Raw genomic sequence first — 16,793 nt, 5'->3', positions numbered from 1 at the left:
CGCCACGACGACCGGGGAGGTCGCATGATCCGGCTCGCGCTCCGTCAGTTCCGGACCTCGGCCTGGACCGCCGCGGTCGGCCTCGTCGCGGTCGCCGCGGTGGTGCTGGCGACCCGGCCGCATCTGGTCGACGCCGCCGCAGCCGCGCAGCGCGCCTGCGGATCGGACCCCCACTGCCCCGCCCTCACCACGTTCGCACTCGACAACACCGCCACGCGAACTGCCTTCGGTCTCGTCGTGATCGTGGCGCCCGGACTGATCGGCGCGTTCTGGGGTGCACCGCTGATCGCCCGGGAGCTCGAGGCCGGCACCCATCGACTGGTCTGGGCGCAGAGCATCAGCCGCAGCCACTGGCTGACGGTAAAGCTGACGGTCGCCGGCACCGCGACCGTCGTGACGACCGCGCTGCTCAGCGCACTCATCACGTGGTGGGCCGCACCGCTGGACCACGCGGCGGCGGCCGTCTACGGCACCTTCGACCAGCGCGACATCGTGCCCATCGGGTACGCGCTGTTCGCTTTGGCGTTCGGCGTGACCACGGGCCTGCTCACTCGCCGGACGCTGCCGGCCATGGCCCTGACCCTGGCCGGCCTGCTGACAGTCCGGATTTTGGTGACCGAGTGGATCCGGCCGCTCGCGGCCACTCCGCGGGTGGTGTCCATGCCGCTCGACCCCGACACCACCGGGTACGGCTCGGGCGGCAACATCCTGCTTGGCATCGGACCGAGCACACTGCAACCGGCCACGCCGGACATCCCGAACGCCTGGATCCAGTCGGTCCGCATCGTTGACGCCGCCGCAGAGCCGCTCACCGACCAGGTGCTGCGAGCGACCTGCCCGGCGCTCGGCCAAGGGCCCGGTGGTCCGGCCGGCCCAGCTCCGGAAGCCGCCCGGCAGCAGATGCACGACTGCATCGTCCGGATCGGCCAGGACTACCACGAGTTCGTCACCTATCAACCCGGCGACCGCTACTGGACGCTCCAGTGGTGGGAATTGGCACTGTTCGGGTTCGGTGCGACCCTCCTCTTCGGCTATACGTACTACCGCCTCCGTCGTTTCCAGGGCTGACGGGCGGACCGATGCCGGGCCGGGCCCATACCCGACTGGAGGTGCGGGGCGCACCGAGCCACGTCGCCGATGTTGAACGCGTTGGACGCCCAACTGTACGAGTCACCGCAGCTTGGGCCTGCGGTGGACGGGGCGACGGTGCTGACCGTGTCCGCCTGAGCCCGGGCGGCCGACGGCGTGGCGGGCGCGCTGATCACCAAGCGCAGGGCGCGTAGTCCTTCAGGAAGCAGCCGTGAAGGTCTTCGCCCTGTTCGCCGCGGACGATCGGGTCGTACACCCGGGCCGCGCCGTCGACCAGGTCCAGCGGGGCGTGGAAGCCCTCGTCCGCCAGCCGCATCTTCGTCGGGTGGGGCCGCTCGTCGGTGATCCAGCCGGTGTCGACGCTGGTCATGAGGATGCCGTCGGCCAGCATCTCCTGGGCGCTGGTCCGGGTCAGCATGTTCAGCGCGGCCTTGGCCATGTTGGTGTGCGGGTGCCCCGGCCCCTTGTAGCCGCGGGCGAACTGGCCCTCCATCGCCGACACGTTCACCACGTACTTACGGCGGGCGGTCGCTGCGGCCATCGCCGGTCGCAGCCGGCTGACCAGCACGAACGGCGCGGTCACGTTGCACAGCTGCACTTCGAGCAGCTCGACCGGGTCCACCTCGTGCACCCGCTGCACCCAGCTGTTTACCGGGTCGAGGTCTGGCACCAGACCGCCGGCGTCGATGGCGGTGGCTGCCGCGATCCGTTCCGGCGAAGCGGAGCCGCTGGTCAGCGCCAACGCGGTGAGCGCCTGCGGGGTGACCGTGGCCGACGTCGGCGATGCAGTCAGGCTGCCCGTCGGCTCGCCCCGGCCGGCCGGCTTGGCGAACGTGATCAGCTCCGGCAGCGGGCCGTCCGGCAGGGCCGCCGCCTCCGCGGCGACGAGCTGCGCGTACGCCCCGGGCGTGCGGCGGACGGTCTGCGCCGCGTTGTTGATCAGGATGTCGAGTGGTCCCTGGGCGCTGACCGAGTCGGCGAGGGCGATCACCTGGGCGGGGTCGCGTAGGTCGATCCCGACGATCCGCAGGCGGTGCAGCCAGGCCCCGCTGTCCGGCATCGCGGCGAATCGGCGGACCGCGTCGTGGGGAAACCGCGTGGTCACCGTGGTGTGCGCGCCGTCGCGCAGCAGCCGCAGCGCGATGTACATGCCGATCTTCGCCCGGCCGCCGGTGAGCAGCGCGCGCCGGCCGGTCAGGTCGGTGCGGGCGTTCCGGCGCTCCCGGTTGAGCGCGGCGCAGGGCGGGCAGAGCTGATGGTAGAAGGCGTCCACCTCGCGGTAGCGCTGCTTGCAGACGTAGCAGCCGCGCGGGTTGTGCAGGAAGCCGGCCGTGGCACCGACGGTGGGGGAGGCGAGCGGGATGCCCTGGGTCTCGTCGTCGATCCGGCCCGGGGCACCGGTGGCGGTGGCCTCCGTCACCGCGCGGTCCGCCGCCGCGATGGCGTCCCGCCGTTCCTCGCGTCGCCGCTGCTTGATCACCTTGTAGAACTTCGCGGTGGCCCGCTGCACCCGCACCACGTCGGGGTGATCGGGAGGCAGGTCCTCCAACGCCTCAAAGACGCTGAGACAGGTCTCCAGCAGGCTCCGATCGATGCCGAATTGACCGGTTTCGGTAACATTGTTCGCCGCCATGCCGTCGCTGTCTCATCCCGTTTCCTGCGCCGGATCTGCCCGGCCCACCCCAAGTCCGACCCGGAACTGTACGCACCGCAGGGCCTCCGATGCACCCCGCGTCGCGGTCGGAGCCGTCGCCGACGTCGAGGTCACACCCGCGCTGAGGCGCCTGCTCCCAGCGAGTGTTCTCACGATCGTCCGGACGTCGGCGCGGAAGGTCGGTCACGTCTGCCGGCGGATGGCGGTGTCGCCCCGCCCAACGATGATGCGGGTCTGAATGATCGTCTACGGCCACATGTCCGCCGCTAGCTCGGGAGGCCCTTGAGCCCGTCGCAGACGACCCGCCGCGATCGCCGAGGTGCAGTTCGACCTGTTCGTCATGGGCCCTGATCTGATGGCGCCCTGTCGCGGCGCGGCAGAGGCGGCCATTCCGCGTCTGTCGCGGGAGGTTGTCAATTGGGCCGAGCGGAGCATCGACGAGCATGACGTGAGTTGCCCGAGCTGAGCAGTCTCATCTTGCCGGGCGGCAGCCGGGCCGGGGCACACGTGCACCTGGCGCGAACGGTACGCAGAAGAGCTGAGCGGCGTGCCCGCGCCCTTCGGCTGGTCCTCCCCGGGACGGGCCGACCCGGCGGTCACCCTACGGCGACCGCCGGGCGCGCGGGACCGGCCGGTTGGAACAGCTCAGCAGCCGGGCCAGCCCGGTGAGCTCATCGCCGACGCCCAATTCACAGAGCCTCAGCGCGGTCGAGCGGAGCGGGTGCGGGTGCGTTGCTGGTGGCGTGCGACTGCGACTGCCGCGACGGCGAGGCCGGCGATGGCTGTCGCGGCAAGGATGTCGCCTGGATAGTGCACGCCAACCCAGACCCGTGCGATGCCGACGGCCAGCGCTGTGATGGCCAGGATGACGCCCCACCGGTGGCTCAGGAAGGCGTAGACGCCGAAGGCCAACGTGAACGCCGCGGTGGCGTGGTCGCTGGGCAGTGACACCCCCGGCTCGTGGGGGATCAGTTGGTGGACCTGATGGCTCTGGAACGGGCGCAGCTGGCCGTTCAGGTGCGCCAGGACGGTAGCCGCAGCGAACGCGAGGACCAGGGCGACACCGAGTTCGAGCACCGGACGTATCCGTCGGCGGTGCAGCGCCACCGCAACCGGGACAGCGGCGGCCGCGAATAGCAGGTACACCAGCCAGGTCGCGGCGAACTCCATCACGTCATCGACGCCGTCGATCCGTCCGGCCAGGCCGTTGATCAGCTCAAACAATCGATAGTTCACGCATTCATCCTGCCGACCTGGTGATAAGAAATCGCTGAAAACGGGTCGTGCTTGCGGAGTCCGGTGGCGTAGCAGCCGTTAGACAATGGTCACGGCGACGGCGATCGCCTCGACGGCCAGCAGCGCCACCGGGACCACGTCCAGTTCCGGCTTGAACGGGTGAGCCGCCCCGCAGCATGCCCTCGAAGGCGCCGGGAAGCGTGACCAGGCCGACCATGCGAGTCTGATCCACGGCGGGCGCCGGCGTCTGCCCGCGCCGGCCGGCCGATCTCGAGGGCGGCGTCCGAGGACTGCGAACAACAGCCCGACCAGCACCGCACCCTGATCCACTTCAGCATTCAAGCAGGCCAACTTGACAACTCCCACAGTCTGTAGGAGGTTGGCCCAGGTAGGTAAGGCTAACCAATCTGAGGGGTGCGAGTGGCCACGGTCTTCTTCGCCAGCTATCTCATCGGGCTGCGCGACGGCCTGGAAGCGGCGCTCGTTGTGGCGATCCTGCTCACCGTCCTGGCCCGCTCCTCACGCCGTGATGGCCGGACGCCGCTGTGGTGGGGCGTGGGGCTGGCCGTGCTGGTCGCCGGCATCCTCGGCGCGGTGCTCACCTACGTCGCCACGTCGCTGCTTGGCGGCGTACGGCTGGAGCTGTTCGAGGCGGTGACCTCGCTGGTCGCCGTGGCGATGGTCACGTGGATGATCTTCTGGATGCGGCGCAGCGCCCGTAGCCTGAAGGCCGAGCTGACCGGCAGGCTCACCGCGGCGCTCGGCATGGGCCCGACGGCGATAGCCCTGCTCGCCTTCGTCGCGGTCATCCGCGAGGGCGTCGAGATGGTGCTGCTGGTCTTCTCCGCCGCCCAAGCCGCCGCGCAGACCATCGCCCCTCTGCTCGGCATGATCGCCGGCGTGCTGTCCGCGGTGCTGCTTGGTTGGCTGATGAACAGGGCCGTCGCACGGGTCAACCTCGGTCGGCTGTTCACCTGGACGGGTGTGCTGCTGATCCTGGTCGCCGCAGGCATCGCCAAGTACGCGGTGCACGGATTCCAGGCTGCGGGCGCGCTGCCGGGTGCCGGGAACCTGGCCTACGACATCTCCCACACGGTCGAACCGGCTTCCTGGTACGCCACTCTGCTCGCCGCCACAGTCAACCTCACGCCGAGCGCCACCGTACTGGAGATTTTCACCTGGATCGGGTACTCCGCCGTCGTCCTCCTGGCGTTCTTCCGCCCGGCCCGCCCGGCCCGCCCGGCCCGCCCGGCAGCGCCGCCGGAGCAGGAGCAACAAGCCGCGCGCGCCGAGGCGGGGGCGTAAGGGTCGCTCGGGCTGCCGCGGCGCTGATGGCCGCCGCCATCGACGCCCCCGTGGCGCATCATCGTGGCCCCGCCGGCCGGTACCTGGACCACCAGCGATTGACTCCGGCGCAGGTGCATGAGCTCTCCGACGCGATCAACGGTCTGGCCGAGCCGGTCAGCCGGCTTGCCGCGCAGTCAGCCAGCGGTGACCGTTAGCTCGCTGCGACCGAGCGCCGCCCGCAGTACCACCGCCGTGGCGGGGACCGTGACGAGCAGAGCAACCAGGCGTCGATGATGTCGCTGGGCCAGTGCACCACGAGCGCGACCCGGCTGACCCCGCCGCTGAGCGCCCACCGTCAGCGGCGACTGCCAGTAGGAACCGGCTCCCACCGGTGCCGCAGCAGTGGCCAGCACACGACGACCAGGACCAGCGCGGCAGCGCGCAGGCCGTGCTGTGCCCGGACGGAAACGAGTACTTCGACGCCGAGGCGAGTTGATCGACGGGACGGGCCCGGGCAACGACAGCGAGCACGACCAGCCCCAGGCACACCGTGGCGGTCATCGCGACCGCGGCGAAGACGGCCCGGCGCCACCGGCCGAACATCAGCAGGATCACGCAGCCCAGGGCGGTCAGGGGGCCCAGCACCCCGGTACTGCCGGTCACCGTGACAGCAGCCATGCTGGCTCACCAGAAAGGGCTGGGCCACCGCCACGGCACACGCTGCCTGTTGACCCAGGCGTCGAGACGCGAGACCGGTGCGGCCTGACCGGCCACCAGCACAGGGAGCAGCACGAACGCCGCCGTCGGACGGACGGACGAGCAGAACAGCGGCACAGCTCCCGGCGGGAGGACGAGGCCACGGGGGCAGGGTCACGACGAGACTAGCTCTCACAACTGTAGGTCGCTGATCTCGCCCTGGCGGTCGCTGAGGAGGTGTCGGGCTATCCTGGCGGCGGAGGTCGGTGACTGTGACGATGAAGGGCGGGCGGCGGCCGCCGGGCACCCTCGAAGCCGAGGTCATGGGTGTGTTGTGGGCCCGCGCCGAGCCGATGACGGCGACCGAGGTGCAGGCCGCGATCGGTGGCGACCTCGCGTACAACACCGTTCAGACGATCATGATTCGGCTGCGCGACAAGGGTCTCGTCGCGCGACGCCGAGCCGGCCGCGGGCACCTCTACTGGCCGGTCGAGGACGCCGCCACAGCAGCCGCCTCGCAGATGCGCGCGGCGCTGGCCGGCCGCCCCGACCGCCAGGCCGTGCTCCAGCAGTTCGCGGCCTCACTCGAGGAGACCGACGCCGTCGCCCTGCGAGACCTCCTGGACGCCGCCCGGCGCAGGCGACGTTCATGACGGTCACGGTCTACCTGCCCCTCCTGCTGGCTCTGGTGCTTGCCTGGCTGGCGCCCCGGATCGCCGAACGCGGTGGACCCGGTCCCGCCGCTCGCGTGCTGACCGCAATCGCGGCCGCTGCGGCCGCCTCGTCCACCTGGTCGCTGACGATGCTCGCGCTGACCATGTTGGACGACCTGCCGCCGTTGGACGCCCTGGACGAGCACCCGGCCCTGGAGCTGCCCGAGCCCGTACCGGGGCCGGTCGCGCTCGTCGCTGGACTCGCCCTGCTCCTCGGCGGCGTACGACTGCTGATCGATCTACGCCGCCGACTGGGCACTCACCGGCAGTTGCGGGCGGCCGGCACGACCGAGCACGGCTTGGTCGTCGCCGACTGGTCCGCGCCACTGGCCGTCGCCGTCCCCGGCCGGCGCGGTCGCGACGGTCACCTGCTTGTCACCACCGGTATGTTGCGGCTGCTCGACGCCGACGAACGCCGGGTGGTCATCGCCCACGAGCAGGCCCACCTGGTGCACCGTCACCACCGCCTCGTGGCTGTCACCGCGGGCGCGGCCGCACTGAACCCGCTGCTCGTGCCGGTTCGTGACACCGTCGCGTATCTGGTCGAGCGGTGGGCCGACGAGGACGCCGCCACGGCCGTCAACGACCGCGACCTGACAGCCCAAGCCGTAGCCCGTGCCTCCCTGGCCACCGTCGGGTCTGGGCCGGCCGCCGCACTCGCAATCAACGGCGGCGCCGCGCTGCACCGGGTGCGGGCACTCACCGAGCCCGCTCCCACACCGCGGCGACGGCGACTGATCGGCCCGGCGCTGCTCGGCGCTGGCTTTCTGACTACAGTCACCGCGGCGACCGTCGAGTTCGTGTCCCTGGCCCGCGCCTGGCTCTGACCTGAGTACGGCGGGCACTGCGGTCAGACGTCGGCGGCACCGGTCGGGAGCCAGGACATCTCAGTCTCACGCCGAACGGCTCGCGTCCATCGCGCGTCAGCGCGACCCTGCCTGGGAGCGACGACCACGCAGGCGTGCGCGCAGCAGCTCGACGCCGATCGGAACCACCGAGACAACCACGATGCCGATCAGGATGAACTCGATGTTGTTCTTGACGAACGTCACCTGGCCCAGGAAATAACCGAGAGTGGTGACGCCGCATCCCCACAGGGTGCCGCCGAGAACGTTGTAGATCAGGAACGTGTGGTAGTGCATGTGGCTAGCGCCGGCCACGATCGGCGTGAACGTCCGCACGATCGGCACGAACCGGGCCAGCACGATCGAGCGGGCGCCGTACTTGCCGAAGAAGTCCTGGGCCTTGGTCAGGTTCTCCTGCTTGAACAATCGAGAGTCGGGTCGCCGGAACAGCGCGGGGCCGAGGCGTCGGCCGAAGAGGTAGCCGAACTGATCACCCGCGACCGCCGCGATCGACACCAGCAGGCACATCAGCCACAGCGGCTGGTGCAGGTAGGTGCCGTCGGCCACGAGCAGGCCGGCGGTGAACAGCAACGAGTCACCGGGCAGGAAGAAGCCGATAAGCAACCCGGACTCGGCGAAGACGATGGCCAGAATGCCGATCAGCCCGAACGTGGAGATGAGCCACTCCGGGTCCAGGAACGACGGGCCTAGCGCAAGGGTGTTCGGTGCGGCCAGCATCTACACGACCTTCTCCTCGACGGCGTGCCGTTAAACCTACACACTGTAGGTTTCAGGGTTGGGAATCGGCAGCCGGACCCGCAGCGCAGCACCGTCGGTCAGCGTGTCCACGGTCACGGTCCCGCCGTGCGCGACGACGATGTCGCGGGCGATCGGGAGCCCCAGCCCAGCTCCGCCGCCCTGCCGGGACCGGCTGTCGTCGAGGCGCACGAAACGGTCGAAGACGCGTTCCCGGTCGCTGGCCGCGATGGCGGGCCCGTCGTTGCCGACGACCACCTCGGCGTGCGTGTCGACGGCGGTGACGCTGACGACGACGGCGTGACGGGCGTGCCGCACGGCGTTGTCGACCAGGTTGCGTAGCGCCCGGTGCAACTGATCCGGATCCCCGATTACCCGCACCGGCTCGACGCCGCCCTCGATGCGCAGACTCGGATGCTCGGTGACGACCCGTTCCCGCTCGGCGTAGACCAGATCATCGAGGTCGACCTCGTCGCGGCGCAGCCGCACGGCCTGGTCGCCGACCCTGGCGAGCAGCAACAGGTCGTCGACGAGCCGCGCCATCCGAGCGCTCTCGGCGTGGATGCGGCGCACCGAGCGAGCTGGGATCTCGGCCAGCCCCGCCGCGTCGAGCAGATCGGCGTTGGCGTGGATCGTCGCCAGCGGGCTGCGTAGCTCGTGGCTGGCGTCGGCGACGAACCGGCGCTGCGCCGCCGAGGCGGCCTCGATCCGGTCGAGCATCGTGTTCATGGTCGCCGCGAGCGCCGCGATCTCGTCGTCTGCCGTCGGCACGGGCAGCCGGGTGTGCAGGTTACGCGCGGTGATCGTGGCCGCCTGCAGTCGCATCGCCTCGACCGGGTGCAGGGTGCGGCCGACGAACAGGAACGTCGCGACGCCCACCACGACCGCGAGCAGTGGCAGCCCGACCAGCAGCGCCGCGATGATCGCCTCGGTGCCGTCGTCGACCGTGTCCATCGACTCCGCCACCAGCACGGTCCGGGGGCCCGCCGGGGTGCTCACCCCGGTCGCCACGATCCGAAACGGCGCATCGTGCTCAACATCGAGCCGCCGGGTCTCCCACTCACGCTGCCCGACCGCCGGCCGCAGGGCGGAAACCGGCGACACGGTGGAGACCGCGTTCGACGCCGCGACGACCCGACCGGCCGGGTCCAGCACCTGGACGACGGACCGTTGCGGGGCCAACGGCCGCAGCGCCGCGGTGAGCGCGGCAGGGTCGCCACCGGTCAGCGCTGCCGTCACCTGCGTGACCCGATCGTTCGCAGATGTGGTCAGGTTGTCGAGCAGGATGCCGCGGGCGGTGACGAGCAGCACGCCGCCTGCCAGCACCGACGCGGCGGCGACGACGAGTCCCGCCGCGAGCGCGGAGCGCAGCCGTACACCCAGGCGCCGTGCCAACCTCAGCCTCAGCCGCCGCACGAGATGGAGTGCTCGCATGGCCGTCACGCTAACCGCGACCCGCTGAGGACACGCTGAAGGTTACGGTTCAGCGCTTTCTCAGCGGACTAGGGCAATCTAGGTCGAACAAGCGGGGAGGTTGCGAATGCGGGTGCTCGTCGTCGAGGACGAGGTGAGGCTGGCAGAGACGATTCGTGACGGGCTCGCCCCGGAGGGGTTCACCGTCGACCTCGTCCACGACGGGGTCGAGGGCCTGTGGACGGCCACCGAGGCGCCACACGGCGCGTACGACGCCATCGTGATGGACATCATGCTGCCCAGGCTCAGCGGCTACGAGGTGTGCCGGCAATTGCGCGGAGGCGGCATCTGGACCCCGGTGCTGATGCTGACCGCCAAGGACGGCGAGTACGACCACGCTGACGCCCTCGATCTCGGCGCGGACGACTACCTGACCAAGCCGTTCTCCTTCGTCGTCCTGATCGCCCACCTGCGCGCCCTGATCCGCCGCGGCGCTCCGGAACGCCCCGCGGTGCTGACCGCGGGCGACCTGAGCCTCGACCCCGCCGAACGCAGCGTCGCCCGCGGGGACACCCCGATCGCGCTGACCCCGCGCGAATTCGCGCTGTTGGAGTTCCTGCTGCGCCACCGCGGCCACGTCGTGACCAAGACCGAGATCATCGAGAACGTCTGGGACGCCCACTTCAACGGTGACCCCAACATCGTCGAGGTGTACATCGGCTACCTGCGCAAGAAGATTGACCATCCGTTCGACCGGGTTGCGATCGAGACCGTCCGGGGGATGGGTTACCGCCTGGCCACCGAGGGCGGGGCGTGAAGGACACCTGCCCCGTCCACTCATCGTGTGACCGGCCAGGTCTGACAGCGGGGCCGTCGCAGCTGGCAGTCAGGGCCGCGGCGCGTCGGCGGCCGCCGGTCGTGCGCGGTCCAAGCAGGCGTCGACGTGGAGCGAAGGCGGCGAATATGGCGCGAGGAGTCGGCCGGAGCCTGAGATTTTCCTGAACTTCCTGCTGAACGGTGTTCAGCGCTTTCTCAGCACGCCGCTGTCAGCCTGCCGCCATGACCTACATCGCGCAGCCTGATGTCGACCGGGCGTCCCGTCGCTTCCTGAGCAAGGTCCCGGAAGTCACCGTCTTCTTCTGGATCATCAAGATCCTGGCGACCACCGTCGGCGAGACCTTCGCCGACTTCCTGAACGTCACTGCCGGACTCGGCCTGACACTGACCACCGCGGTGATGAGTGTCCTGCTCACGATCGTCCTCCTCCTACAATTCCGCGCCGTCCGCTATCTTCCCGCGTTGTACTGGCTCGTCGTGGTGCTGATCAGCATCGTGGGCACCCTGATCACCGACAACCTCGTCGACAACCTCGGCGTACCGCTCGAGGTCACCACCGTCGTCTTCGCCGTGCTGCTGGGCGCCACCTTCGCCGTCTGGTACGCGGCCGAGAAGACCCTCTCGATCCACACGATCGACACGCCACGCCGAGAGGCGTTCTACTGGCTCGCCATTCTGTTCACCTTCGCCCTGGGCACCGCCGCAGGAGACCTCGCCGCCGAGGCGCTGGGGCTCGGATACGCCGTCGCCGCCGCCATCTTCGCCGCCCTGATCGCCGCCGTCTGGACCGCGCACCGGTTCATCGGGCTCGGTGCCGTCGTCGCGTTCTGGATCGCCTACGTCCTGACCCGACCGCTCGGCGCCTCGCTGGGTGACCTGCTCGCCCAACCTCACGACGAGGGCGGCTTCAACTTCGGTACCGTCGTGACCAGCCTCGTCTTCCTCCTCACGATCCTCACCGTCGTCGTGTACCTCAGCGTCTCCAAGCGCGACCAGCCGGCACTGGGCACGCGGACGATCCGTGTTCGGACCCGGTCGTGGTGACCCGGCCGGTCGTGGTCATCTCGGCCAGCATCGGCGCCGGGCACGACGGCTCAGCCAGAGAGATCTGCCGCCGGCTGACCAGCCTGGGGTTCCCGGTGCTCCGGCACGACTTTCTCGACCTGCTCCCGCCCGGCCTCGGCAGCGCGCTGCGCAGCACCTACGCCCGGCAGCTGCGCACCGCACCGGCGACCTGGGGGTGGCTGTTGCGTGCCACGGCCGGTCCCAGAATGTCGGCGCAAGCCGCCGCGCTGGCGACCGGTGCCGCCGCAACGCGGATGCTGGCTGCGATCGACCCAGCCGCGGCTGCGGTCGTCTCCACCTACCCGCTGGCCACTCAGGTCCTCGGACGACTCCGCCGCTGCGGCCGGATCACCGCACCCACGGCCGCGGTAATGACCGACCCGTCCGTGCACCCCCTGTGCGTAGCTCCGGGCATCGACGTGCACCTGGCACCGGGGCTCCCGATCGCCGCGCAGGTACGCCGGCTCGGCTTCGCGGCGGTGGCGGTCTCCCCGATCGTCGACCCGGCGTTTCGGCCGATCCGCCGCCGTGCCGAGAAAGCGGCAGCCCGCCGCCAGCTCGGGCTGCCGGCAGACGAGCGACTCGCGGCGGTCGTCGCCGGTTCCTGGGGGGTCGGCGATGTCGAGCCGACCGCGCGGGACATCCTCGCCAGCCGCAATGCGGTTCCGGTCGTGGTGTGCGGACACAACGACCTCCTGCGTCGTCGGCTCAGCCGATCGGGCGACGCGATCGCGCTGGGCTGGATCGACACCATGCCGGAGCTGCTGCGCGCCGCCGATGTGGTCGTGCACAACGCCGGTGGGCTGTCGAGCGTGGAGGCGATGGCCAGCGGCGTACCACTGATCAGCTACCGCTGCCTTCCCGGGCACGGCGCCGCCAACGCTGCCGTGCTCGCGACGGCGAACCTGTCGCCCTGGCCGCACACACCCCACGAACTCGCCGCGGAGCTGAGCCTGGCCCTGGACGGCAGCGCCATCCTCCGGCAGCAGGCAGCGCTGGCCACCGCCACGGCGAGCGCCGATGCGGCCGAGGTAATCGCCGGACTCGCCGGGATCGTCGCCCCGGCCGCCACCCCGAGCATGGCGCCGTGAGGGTCGCCAGTACCGCGGCCCGGTTGCTCGCGGTGGCCGCCACAGGACTGGCAATTGCCCATGCCGGGCCGGCGCTGGGCGCCGTCGGGCCGCTGCGCCGGCGCCTGCTGCCCGCCACCGCGGGCATCGGCGACCCTGCACACGTAGCCCTCACCTTCGACGACGGCCCGCACCCGCAGGCAACCCCCGAACTGCTACGGCTACTCAACAAGGCCGGGATACGAGCGACGTTTTTCCTTCTCGGTGAAATGGCCGAACAGCATCCGTCAATCACCGAAGCCATCGCGGCCGCCGGACACGAGATCGCCGTGCACGGGTACGCGCACCGTCTCCTGCTCACGCGCCGCCCCGCCGAAACCCACGCCGACCTGACCCGCGCCACGGCCGTCCTCACGGAGCTGACCGGGGTGACGCCGCGTTGGTGGCGGCCGCCCTACGGACTCGCCAGCACCGCTGCGATCAGGGCCGCCCGACGCCTGGGCCTCACCCCTGTGCTGTGGAGTTGCTGGGGCCGCGACTGGACACCGCAGGCCACCCCCGACTCAGTCGTCCGGACGGTCCGGCGCGGACTCACAGGCGGCGCCACAGTCCTGCTGCATGACAGCGACCACTGTGCCGCCCCCCGCTCGTGGCAGGCCACCGTCGGGGCGCTGCCCGCGATCCTGACCACCTGCCGTGCGCGCGGTCTCGACGTCGGCCCGCTCGGCGAGCATGGAATCGTCCGCTGAGCGCCTCAGCTGCCCTTTGCGTCTTCGCGATCACACCAAGCGGCACCCCCGCCACCGGCAGTGGATCATCCGGGTCCTCACCGCCACCGTTCTGGCACGTGGTCAGCCGGTAGTGGAAACAGTCACGCTACGTAGCTCAGCGGTTCCCTCTCCGACGTCTGAAGGTGCGTCGGTTGATCTGCCACGACAGCCCTCTTCTACTATCCAGTGATAGTAGGGAAGGATGCGGGAGGCGCTCGCCGCAGCGAACGCCACAACGTCCGCCCTGCTCCACGTCACGGTAGAAGGAGTTCGCGCTGGTGGCATCCATGCCCCTCCACCATCAGGTCCCGTGTCGCTCACCCGCACAGTCGGTCGGTGGGCGTCGGATGATACATCGTCTACTCAGCGTCGTCGCGGCCGTCGCGGTCGGGGTCGGATCGCTGGCGGCCCCCGCGCACGCGGCGCCGTCGGCGGACGAGATCGAGGCGCAGATCGACAAGAAGTGGGAGCAGCTCGAGCCCACTATCGAGGGCTACAACAAGGTCCGGGCCCAGCTGAAGACCAACCAGAAGAAGTCGGCGGACCTTGAGAAGAAGATGGCGCCGCTGGAGCTGGAGTCCGCGCTGGCGATGAACCGGGTGGGCGCTATCGCCGCGCGGCACTACATGCAGGGCCCCTCGCAGGAGATTGGCGCCCTGCTGGTGAGCACCAAGCCCGGGACCCTCGCCGAGCAGCTGGTGATCCTCGACCGGCTCGCGGCCCAGCAACGCCAGGAGATCGCCGGGGTGCTGGCTGTCCGCGACCGGTACAACGCGCAGAAGCGGAAACTGGACGAGCTCATCGCCGCGGAGATCAAGCAGCGGGACGAGCTGGCGGCCAGAAAGAAGCAGATCGACGTCGAGATCAAACGCCTGACCGCCTCGCTGCCCAAGACGACGGTGAAGGTGACGGGTTGTCCCACCATCTCCGGCGTGCTCAGCAGTGCCGCGCAGACGGCGATCAGAGTGGCCTGCCAGCAGGTCGGAGACCCGTATGTCTGGGGCGCCAATGGACCGGACTCCTTCGACTGTTCGGGTCTCACCCAGTACGCCTACAAGGCTGCGGGCATCTCGCTCACCCACTTCACTGGAGCACAGTGGAACGAGGGACGGCCGGTCTCGCGGGCCGATGCCCGCCCCGGCGACCTGATCTTCTTCTACAGTGACCTGCACCATATGGGGCTCTACCTCGGTAACGACCTGATGGTGCACGCACCGCGGGCCGGCAAGCCGGTCAACGTTCTCCGCATCAACTACATGCCCGTCGCCGGCTTTCGCCGGGTCACCTGACGGCCGGTGTGTTACGGAGGCTCCCGCCACCGAGGTGCGGGAGCCTCCGCACCGTCGCCCTGCCCGCCAGGGAGGGTCGCGGTCATGACAACACCGGCGACCAGCCCGGTCACCCAGGTCTTCCTGCTGGCAGACCTGCCAGGCGTCCTGATCTCCTTGTGCGTGGTCCCCTCGGCAGGCGCCCATGGCACGCCATCTACTATGCGGGCCTAGTAGAAGCATGTCGGGATAGGTGACGCCTGCAGGTCTCGGCACGCGTGCTATTGGCCACGAGGGGGTGGGATGCGACAGGTGGCAGCGGACCCGCATTGCGCGGCGCAGCGTGCGGCGACCCTGGCGGTGGCGGGCGCCATCGGTGCGGCGGCGGCTTTCGTTCTCCGCTTCAATCCGACCGACCGGGTCGCTGATCCCACTGGCCCATGCCCGTGGCATGTGCTCACAGGAATCAACGGCCCTACCTGCGGCGGAACGCGCATGTTCTTCTACCTGCTGCACGGGGACCTCGTTGACGCGGCGCGCCACCACCTGGCCGCCCTCGTAGCCGTTCCCTTCCTCCTCTACGCGGGCGTCCGCTGGGCCGGCATCGCCTGGCTCGGGCGGGAGCTCCCCGCCCTACGGCTGTCGCCACGCGTCTACTGGGCCTACGGCGTCGCCTTCCTGCTCTACAGCACGGTCCTTCGCAATCTGCCGTTGCCGCCGTTCACATGGTTCGGCATCCCGAACCTGACCCCCTGATCCGACGCGGGTGAACCTGACCCCCCTCGACCGCATTTGCGTCCAACTAATCTAGGTATGGGATGAAAGGTCGGATGCTGAAAGAACCGAGGCGGACGCTTCTGCGGCTGGTGCTGCTCGTCGCCCTGACGTTCGGCGTGTTCGGCATGCACACCTTCGGCCACCCATCCGACCTCGCATCCCCCGGCGCCGGGCATATGACTGCCGCCGCCGACAAGATCGAAAATATGCCGGCTGCAGCAAAGGGCCACCATGGCTCGCACGGCCACAGCGACGGCCTTCACGCATTCACCGTGTGCCTGGCTGTGCTGGGCGGCGTGCTCGTCCTCAGCTCCCTGTCTCTGCTGCGGCAGCGCCGATGGGATCTCGGCGTGCCGGCCCGCCCACGATCATGGGCGGCAGGGAGGCGTCGAGCCCCGCCCCGCCCCATCGGGCTACATCTGACCGCCGTGTCGGTCATGCGGACATAGGAAGCGCGCGACTCCGGACTGCCCGGATCCGACGACCTTTCCCGCAAATCCAGCGACAAGGACTACGTACCCGATGAAGCGAACCATCCTGCGCCGCAGCGCCCTCGCGGGCGCCGCCCTGTCCGCTCTGCTCGTCACCGCAGCCTGCGGCGGCGGTGACGACACGGCCGGCATGCGGCACGGCAACAGCAACCCGTCGACGAGCACCTCGTCGTCGACCAACGCCACCTTCAACGACGCGGACGTGATGTTCGCCCAGATGATGATCCCGCACCACCAGCAGGCGGTCGAGATGGCCGACCTGGCCCCGACCCGGGCGAGCGACACCGAACTGAAGGAACTGGCTGCCAAGATCAAGGCGGCCCAGGACCCGGAGATCACCACCATGAAGGGCTGGTTGGCGGCGTGGGGAGAGCCCACCGAGCTCCCCGGCAACCACCGCATGCCCGCCACGAGCTCGACCCCCGGGCACAACATGCCCGGGATGTCGGCCTCACCCGGTCATGACATGCCGGGCATGAACTCAGACATGCCCGGCATGATGTCCGAGCAGGAGATGGCGGACCTGACCGCGGCCAACGGCACCGACTTCGACAAGAAGTTCGCCGAGATGATGATCGCCCACCACAACGGCGCCATCGAGATGGCCAAGACCGAGCAGGCCGACGGCAGCAACCCCGAGGCCAAAGCGCTCGCTGCCAAGATCGCCGCGGATCAGGCCGCGGAGGTACAGACCCTGCAGAAGATCCTCGACCGCCTGTAGCGCGTCTGCGGCCGGGGGCGACCTTTGGGGGGCCCCCCCCCCGCCCCCCAAGCAGCGGTCCCCCCCCCCAAAGGGGGGGGCCGGGGCAGTGAAGCTGGGCCCGCC

20 protein-coding genes are annotated in these 16,793 nt (G+C 70.0%); 15 read left to right on the top strand and 5 right to left on the bottom strand.

The annotated features are described in order from the left end of the window. Positions 1-24: 24 nt before the first annotated feature. Positions 25-1,068 carry a hypothetical protein gene (locus tag ABZ452_RS21120; protein ID WP_357945429.1) on the top strand — a complete coding sequence of 348 codons (1,044 nt, stop codon included), beginning with the start codon at positions 25-27 and terminating at the stop codon, positions 1,066-1,068. A 193-nt stretch (positions 1,069-1,261) separates the two neighbouring features. Here the strand turns inward: ABZ452_RS21120 and ABZ452_RS21115 are convergent, their stop codons facing one another. Next, positions 1,262-2,722, bottom strand: a complete 1,461-nt coding sequence (locus ABZ452_RS21115) for an SDR family NAD(P)-dependent oxidoreductase (protein WP_357945426.1) — start codon at positions 2,720-2,722, stop codon at positions 1,262-1,264. A gap of 340 nt (positions 2,723-3,062) precedes the next feature. On the opposite strand from ABZ452_RS21115, the gene ABZ452_RS21110 reads away from it, so the two are divergent. Both ABZ452_RS21110 and ABZ452_RS21105 read left to right on the top strand, forming a co-directional pair. Next, positions 3,063-3,209 (top strand): hypothetical protein, encoded by a 147-nt coding sequence (locus tag ABZ452_RS21110; protein ID WP_357945423.1) that lies wholly within the window; start codon positions 3,063-3,065, stop codon positions 3,207-3,209. Continuing rightward, a complete protein-coding gene (locus ABZ452_RS21105) occupies positions 3,197-3,412 on the top strand; it encodes a hypothetical protein (protein WP_357945421.1) in 216 nt (71 codons plus the stop codon). The genes ABZ452_RS21110 and ABZ452_RS21105 overlap by 13 nt, the downstream gene beginning before the upstream one ends. A gap of 30 nt (positions 3,413-3,442) precedes the next feature. Here the strand turns inward: ABZ452_RS21105 and ABZ452_RS21100 are convergent, their stop codons facing one another. Both ABZ452_RS21100 and ABZ452_RS21095 read right to left on the bottom strand, forming a co-directional pair. Beyond that, on the bottom strand, positions 3,443-3,979 hold the full coding sequence (locus tag ABZ452_RS21100; protein WP_357945419.1) for a phosphatase PAP2 family protein: 537 nt from the start codon (positions 3,977-3,979) through the stop codon (positions 3,443-3,445). Between the two features lie 4 nt (positions 3,980-3,983). Beyond that, positions 3,984-4,196 (bottom strand): hypothetical protein, encoded by a 213-nt coding sequence (locus ABZ452_RS21095; protein ID WP_357945417.1) that lies wholly within the window; start codon positions 4,194-4,196, stop codon positions 3,984-3,986. Positions 4,197-4,399: 203 nt separating this feature from the next. On the opposite strand from ABZ452_RS21095, the gene efeU reads away from it, so the two are divergent. The 4 genes from efeU (at position 4,400) to ABZ452_RS21075 (ending at position 7,502) form a co-directional block, all read left to right on the top strand. Continuing rightward, positions 4,400-5,284: an iron uptake transporter permease EfeU gene (gene efeU, locus ABZ452_RS21090; RefSeq protein ID WP_357945414.1), complete on the top strand. Its 885-nt coding sequence runs from the start codon at positions 4,400-4,402 to the stop codon at positions 5,282-5,284. Positions 5,285-5,310: 26 nt separating this feature from the next. After that, complete coding sequence (locus ABZ452_RS21085; protein ID WP_357945411.1) at positions 5,311-5,481, top strand: hypothetical protein; 171 nt, start codon at positions 5,311-5,313, stop codon at positions 5,479-5,481. Positions 5,482-6,228: 747 nt separating this feature from the next. Continuing rightward, complete coding sequence (locus ABZ452_RS21080) at positions 6,229-6,615, top strand: BlaI/MecI/CopY family transcriptional regulator (RefSeq protein ID WP_357945408.1); 387 nt, start codon at positions 6,229-6,231, stop codon at positions 6,613-6,615. Continuing rightward, positions 6,612-7,502, top strand: coding sequence for a M56 family metallopeptidase (locus ABZ452_RS21075; protein WP_357945406.1), 891 nt, complete (start codon positions 6,612-6,614; stop codon positions 7,500-7,502). The genes ABZ452_RS21080 and ABZ452_RS21075 overlap by 4 nt, the downstream gene beginning before the upstream one ends. A gap of 96 nt (positions 7,503-7,598) precedes the next feature. On the opposite strand, the gene ABZ452_RS21070 is transcribed toward ABZ452_RS21075, so the two are convergent. Next, positions 7,599-8,258, bottom strand: coding sequence for a DedA family protein (locus ABZ452_RS21070; protein ID WP_357945403.1), 660 nt, complete (start codon positions 8,256-8,258; stop codon positions 7,599-7,601). A 36-nt stretch (positions 8,259-8,294) separates the two neighbouring features. Further along, complete coding sequence (locus ABZ452_RS21065; RefSeq protein WP_357945401.1) at positions 8,295-9,710, bottom strand: HAMP domain-containing sensor histidine kinase; 1,416 nt, start codon at positions 9,708-9,710, stop codon at positions 8,295-8,297. 106 nt (positions 9,711-9,816) lie between these two features. On the opposite strand from ABZ452_RS21065, the gene ABZ452_RS21060 reads away from it, so the two are divergent. The 8 genes from ABZ452_RS21060 to ABZ452_RS21025 all read left to right on the top strand — a co-directional run bounded on the left by ABZ452_RS21060 (position 9,817) and on the right by ABZ452_RS21025 (position 16,688). Further along, on the top strand, positions 9,817-10,506 hold the full coding sequence (locus ABZ452_RS21060) for a response regulator transcription factor (protein ID WP_357945398.1): 690 nt from the start codon (positions 9,817-9,819) through the stop codon (positions 10,504-10,506). 242 nt (positions 10,507-10,748) lie between these two features. Continuing rightward, positions 10,749-11,570 (top strand): hypothetical protein, encoded by an 822-nt coding sequence (locus ABZ452_RS21055; protein WP_357945395.1) that lies wholly within the window; start codon positions 10,749-10,751, stop codon positions 11,568-11,570. Continuing rightward, a complete protein-coding gene (locus ABZ452_RS21050; protein WP_357945393.1) occupies positions 11,564-12,682 on the top strand; it encodes a glycosyltransferase in 1,119 nt (372 codons plus the stop codon). Before ABZ452_RS21055 ends, ABZ452_RS21050 begins: the two co-directional genes overlap by 7 nt. Further along, positions 12,679-13,410, top strand: coding sequence for a polysaccharide deacetylase family protein (locus ABZ452_RS21045; protein ID WP_357945390.1), 732 nt, complete (start codon positions 12,679-12,681; stop codon positions 13,408-13,410). Before ABZ452_RS21050 ends, ABZ452_RS21045 begins: the two co-directional genes overlap by 4 nt. A 368-nt stretch (positions 13,411-13,778) precedes the next feature. After that, positions 13,779-14,720 (top strand): NlpC/P60 family protein, encoded by a 942-nt coding sequence (locus ABZ452_RS21040; protein ID WP_357945840.1) that lies wholly within the window; start codon positions 13,779-13,781, stop codon positions 14,718-14,720. Between the two features lie 282 nt (positions 14,721-15,002). Continuing rightward, positions 15,003-15,455 carry a DUF2752 domain-containing protein gene (locus ABZ452_RS21035; protein WP_357945387.1) on the top strand — a complete coding sequence of 151 codons (453 nt, stop codon included), beginning with the start codon at positions 15,003-15,005 and terminating at the stop codon, positions 15,453-15,455. Between the two features lie 74 nt (positions 15,456-15,529). After that, entirely contained in the window at positions 15,530-15,925 is a 396-nt protein-coding gene (locus ABZ452_RS21030) for a DUF6153 family protein (protein WP_357945385.1), read from the top strand. A gap of 73 nt (positions 15,926-15,998) precedes the next feature. Then, positions 15,999-16,688 carry a DUF305 domain-containing protein gene (locus ABZ452_RS21025; protein WP_357945381.1) on the top strand — a complete coding sequence of 230 codons (690 nt, stop codon included), beginning with the start codon at positions 15,999-16,001 and terminating at the stop codon, positions 16,686-16,688. The last annotated feature ends 105 nt before the right edge of the window (positions 16,689-16,793 follow it).

It is taken from the genome of Micromonospora sp. NPDC005707 (assembly GCF_040631005.1).
Taxonomy (GTDB): Bacteria; Actinomycetota; Actinomycetes; order Mycobacteriales; family Micromonosporaceae; genus Micromonospora.
This window is presented reverse-complemented; position numbering and strand designations above follow the sequence as displayed.

Bases quoted from the DNA above. Each gene is read 5' to 3' on its own strand.
- ABZ452_RS21120 (WP_357945429.1), top strand. From the start codon at position 25: ATGATCCGGCTCGCGCTCCGTCAGTTCCGGACCTCGGCCTGGACCGCC.
- ABZ452_RS21115 (WP_357945426.1), bottom strand. From the start codon at position 2,722: ATGGCGGCGAACAATGTTACCGAAACCGGTCAATTCGGCATCGATCGG.
- ABZ452_RS21095 (WP_357945417.1), bottom strand. From the start codon at position 4,196: ATGGTCGGCCTGGTCACGCTTCCCGGCGCCTTCGAGGGCATGCTGCGG.
- ABZ452_RS21085 (WP_357945411.1), top strand. From the start codon at position 5,311: ATGGCCGCCGCCATCGACGCCCCCGTGGCGCATCATCGTGGCCCCGCC.
- ABZ452_RS21075 (WP_357945406.1), top strand. From the start codon at position 6,612: ATGACGGTCACGGTCTACCTGCCCCTCCTGCTGGCTCTGGTGCTTGCC.
- ABZ452_RS21070 (WP_357945403.1), bottom strand. From the start codon at position 8,258: ATGCTGGCCGCACCGAACACCCTTGCGCTAGGCCCGTCGTTCCTGGAC.
- ABZ452_RS21065 (WP_357945401.1), bottom strand. From the start codon at position 9,710: ATGCGAGCACTCCATCTCGTGCGGCGGCTGAGGCTGAGGTTGGCACGG.
- ABZ452_RS21060 (WP_357945398.1), top strand. From the start codon at position 9,817: ATGCGGGTGCTCGTCGTCGAGGACGAGGTGAGGCTGGCAGAGACGATT.
- ABZ452_RS21055 (WP_357945395.1), top strand. From the start codon at position 10,749: ATGACCTACATCGCGCAGCCTGATGTCGACCGGGCGTCCCGTCGCTTC.
- ABZ452_RS21040 (WP_357945840.1), top strand. From the start codon at position 13,779: ATGATACATCGTCTACTCAGCGTCGTCGCGGCCGTCGCGGTCGGGGTC.
- ABZ452_RS21035 (WP_357945387.1), top strand. From the start codon at position 15,003: ATGCGACAGGTGGCAGCGGACCCGCATTGCGCGGCGCAGCGTGCGGCG.
- ABZ452_RS21030 (WP_357945385.1), top strand. From the start codon at position 15,530: ATGCTGAAAGAACCGAGGCGGACGCTTCTGCGGCTGGTGCTGCTCGTC.
- ABZ452_RS21025 (WP_357945381.1), top strand. From the start codon at position 15,999: ATGAAGCGAACCATCCTGCGCCGCAGCGCCCTCGCGGGCGCCGCCCTG.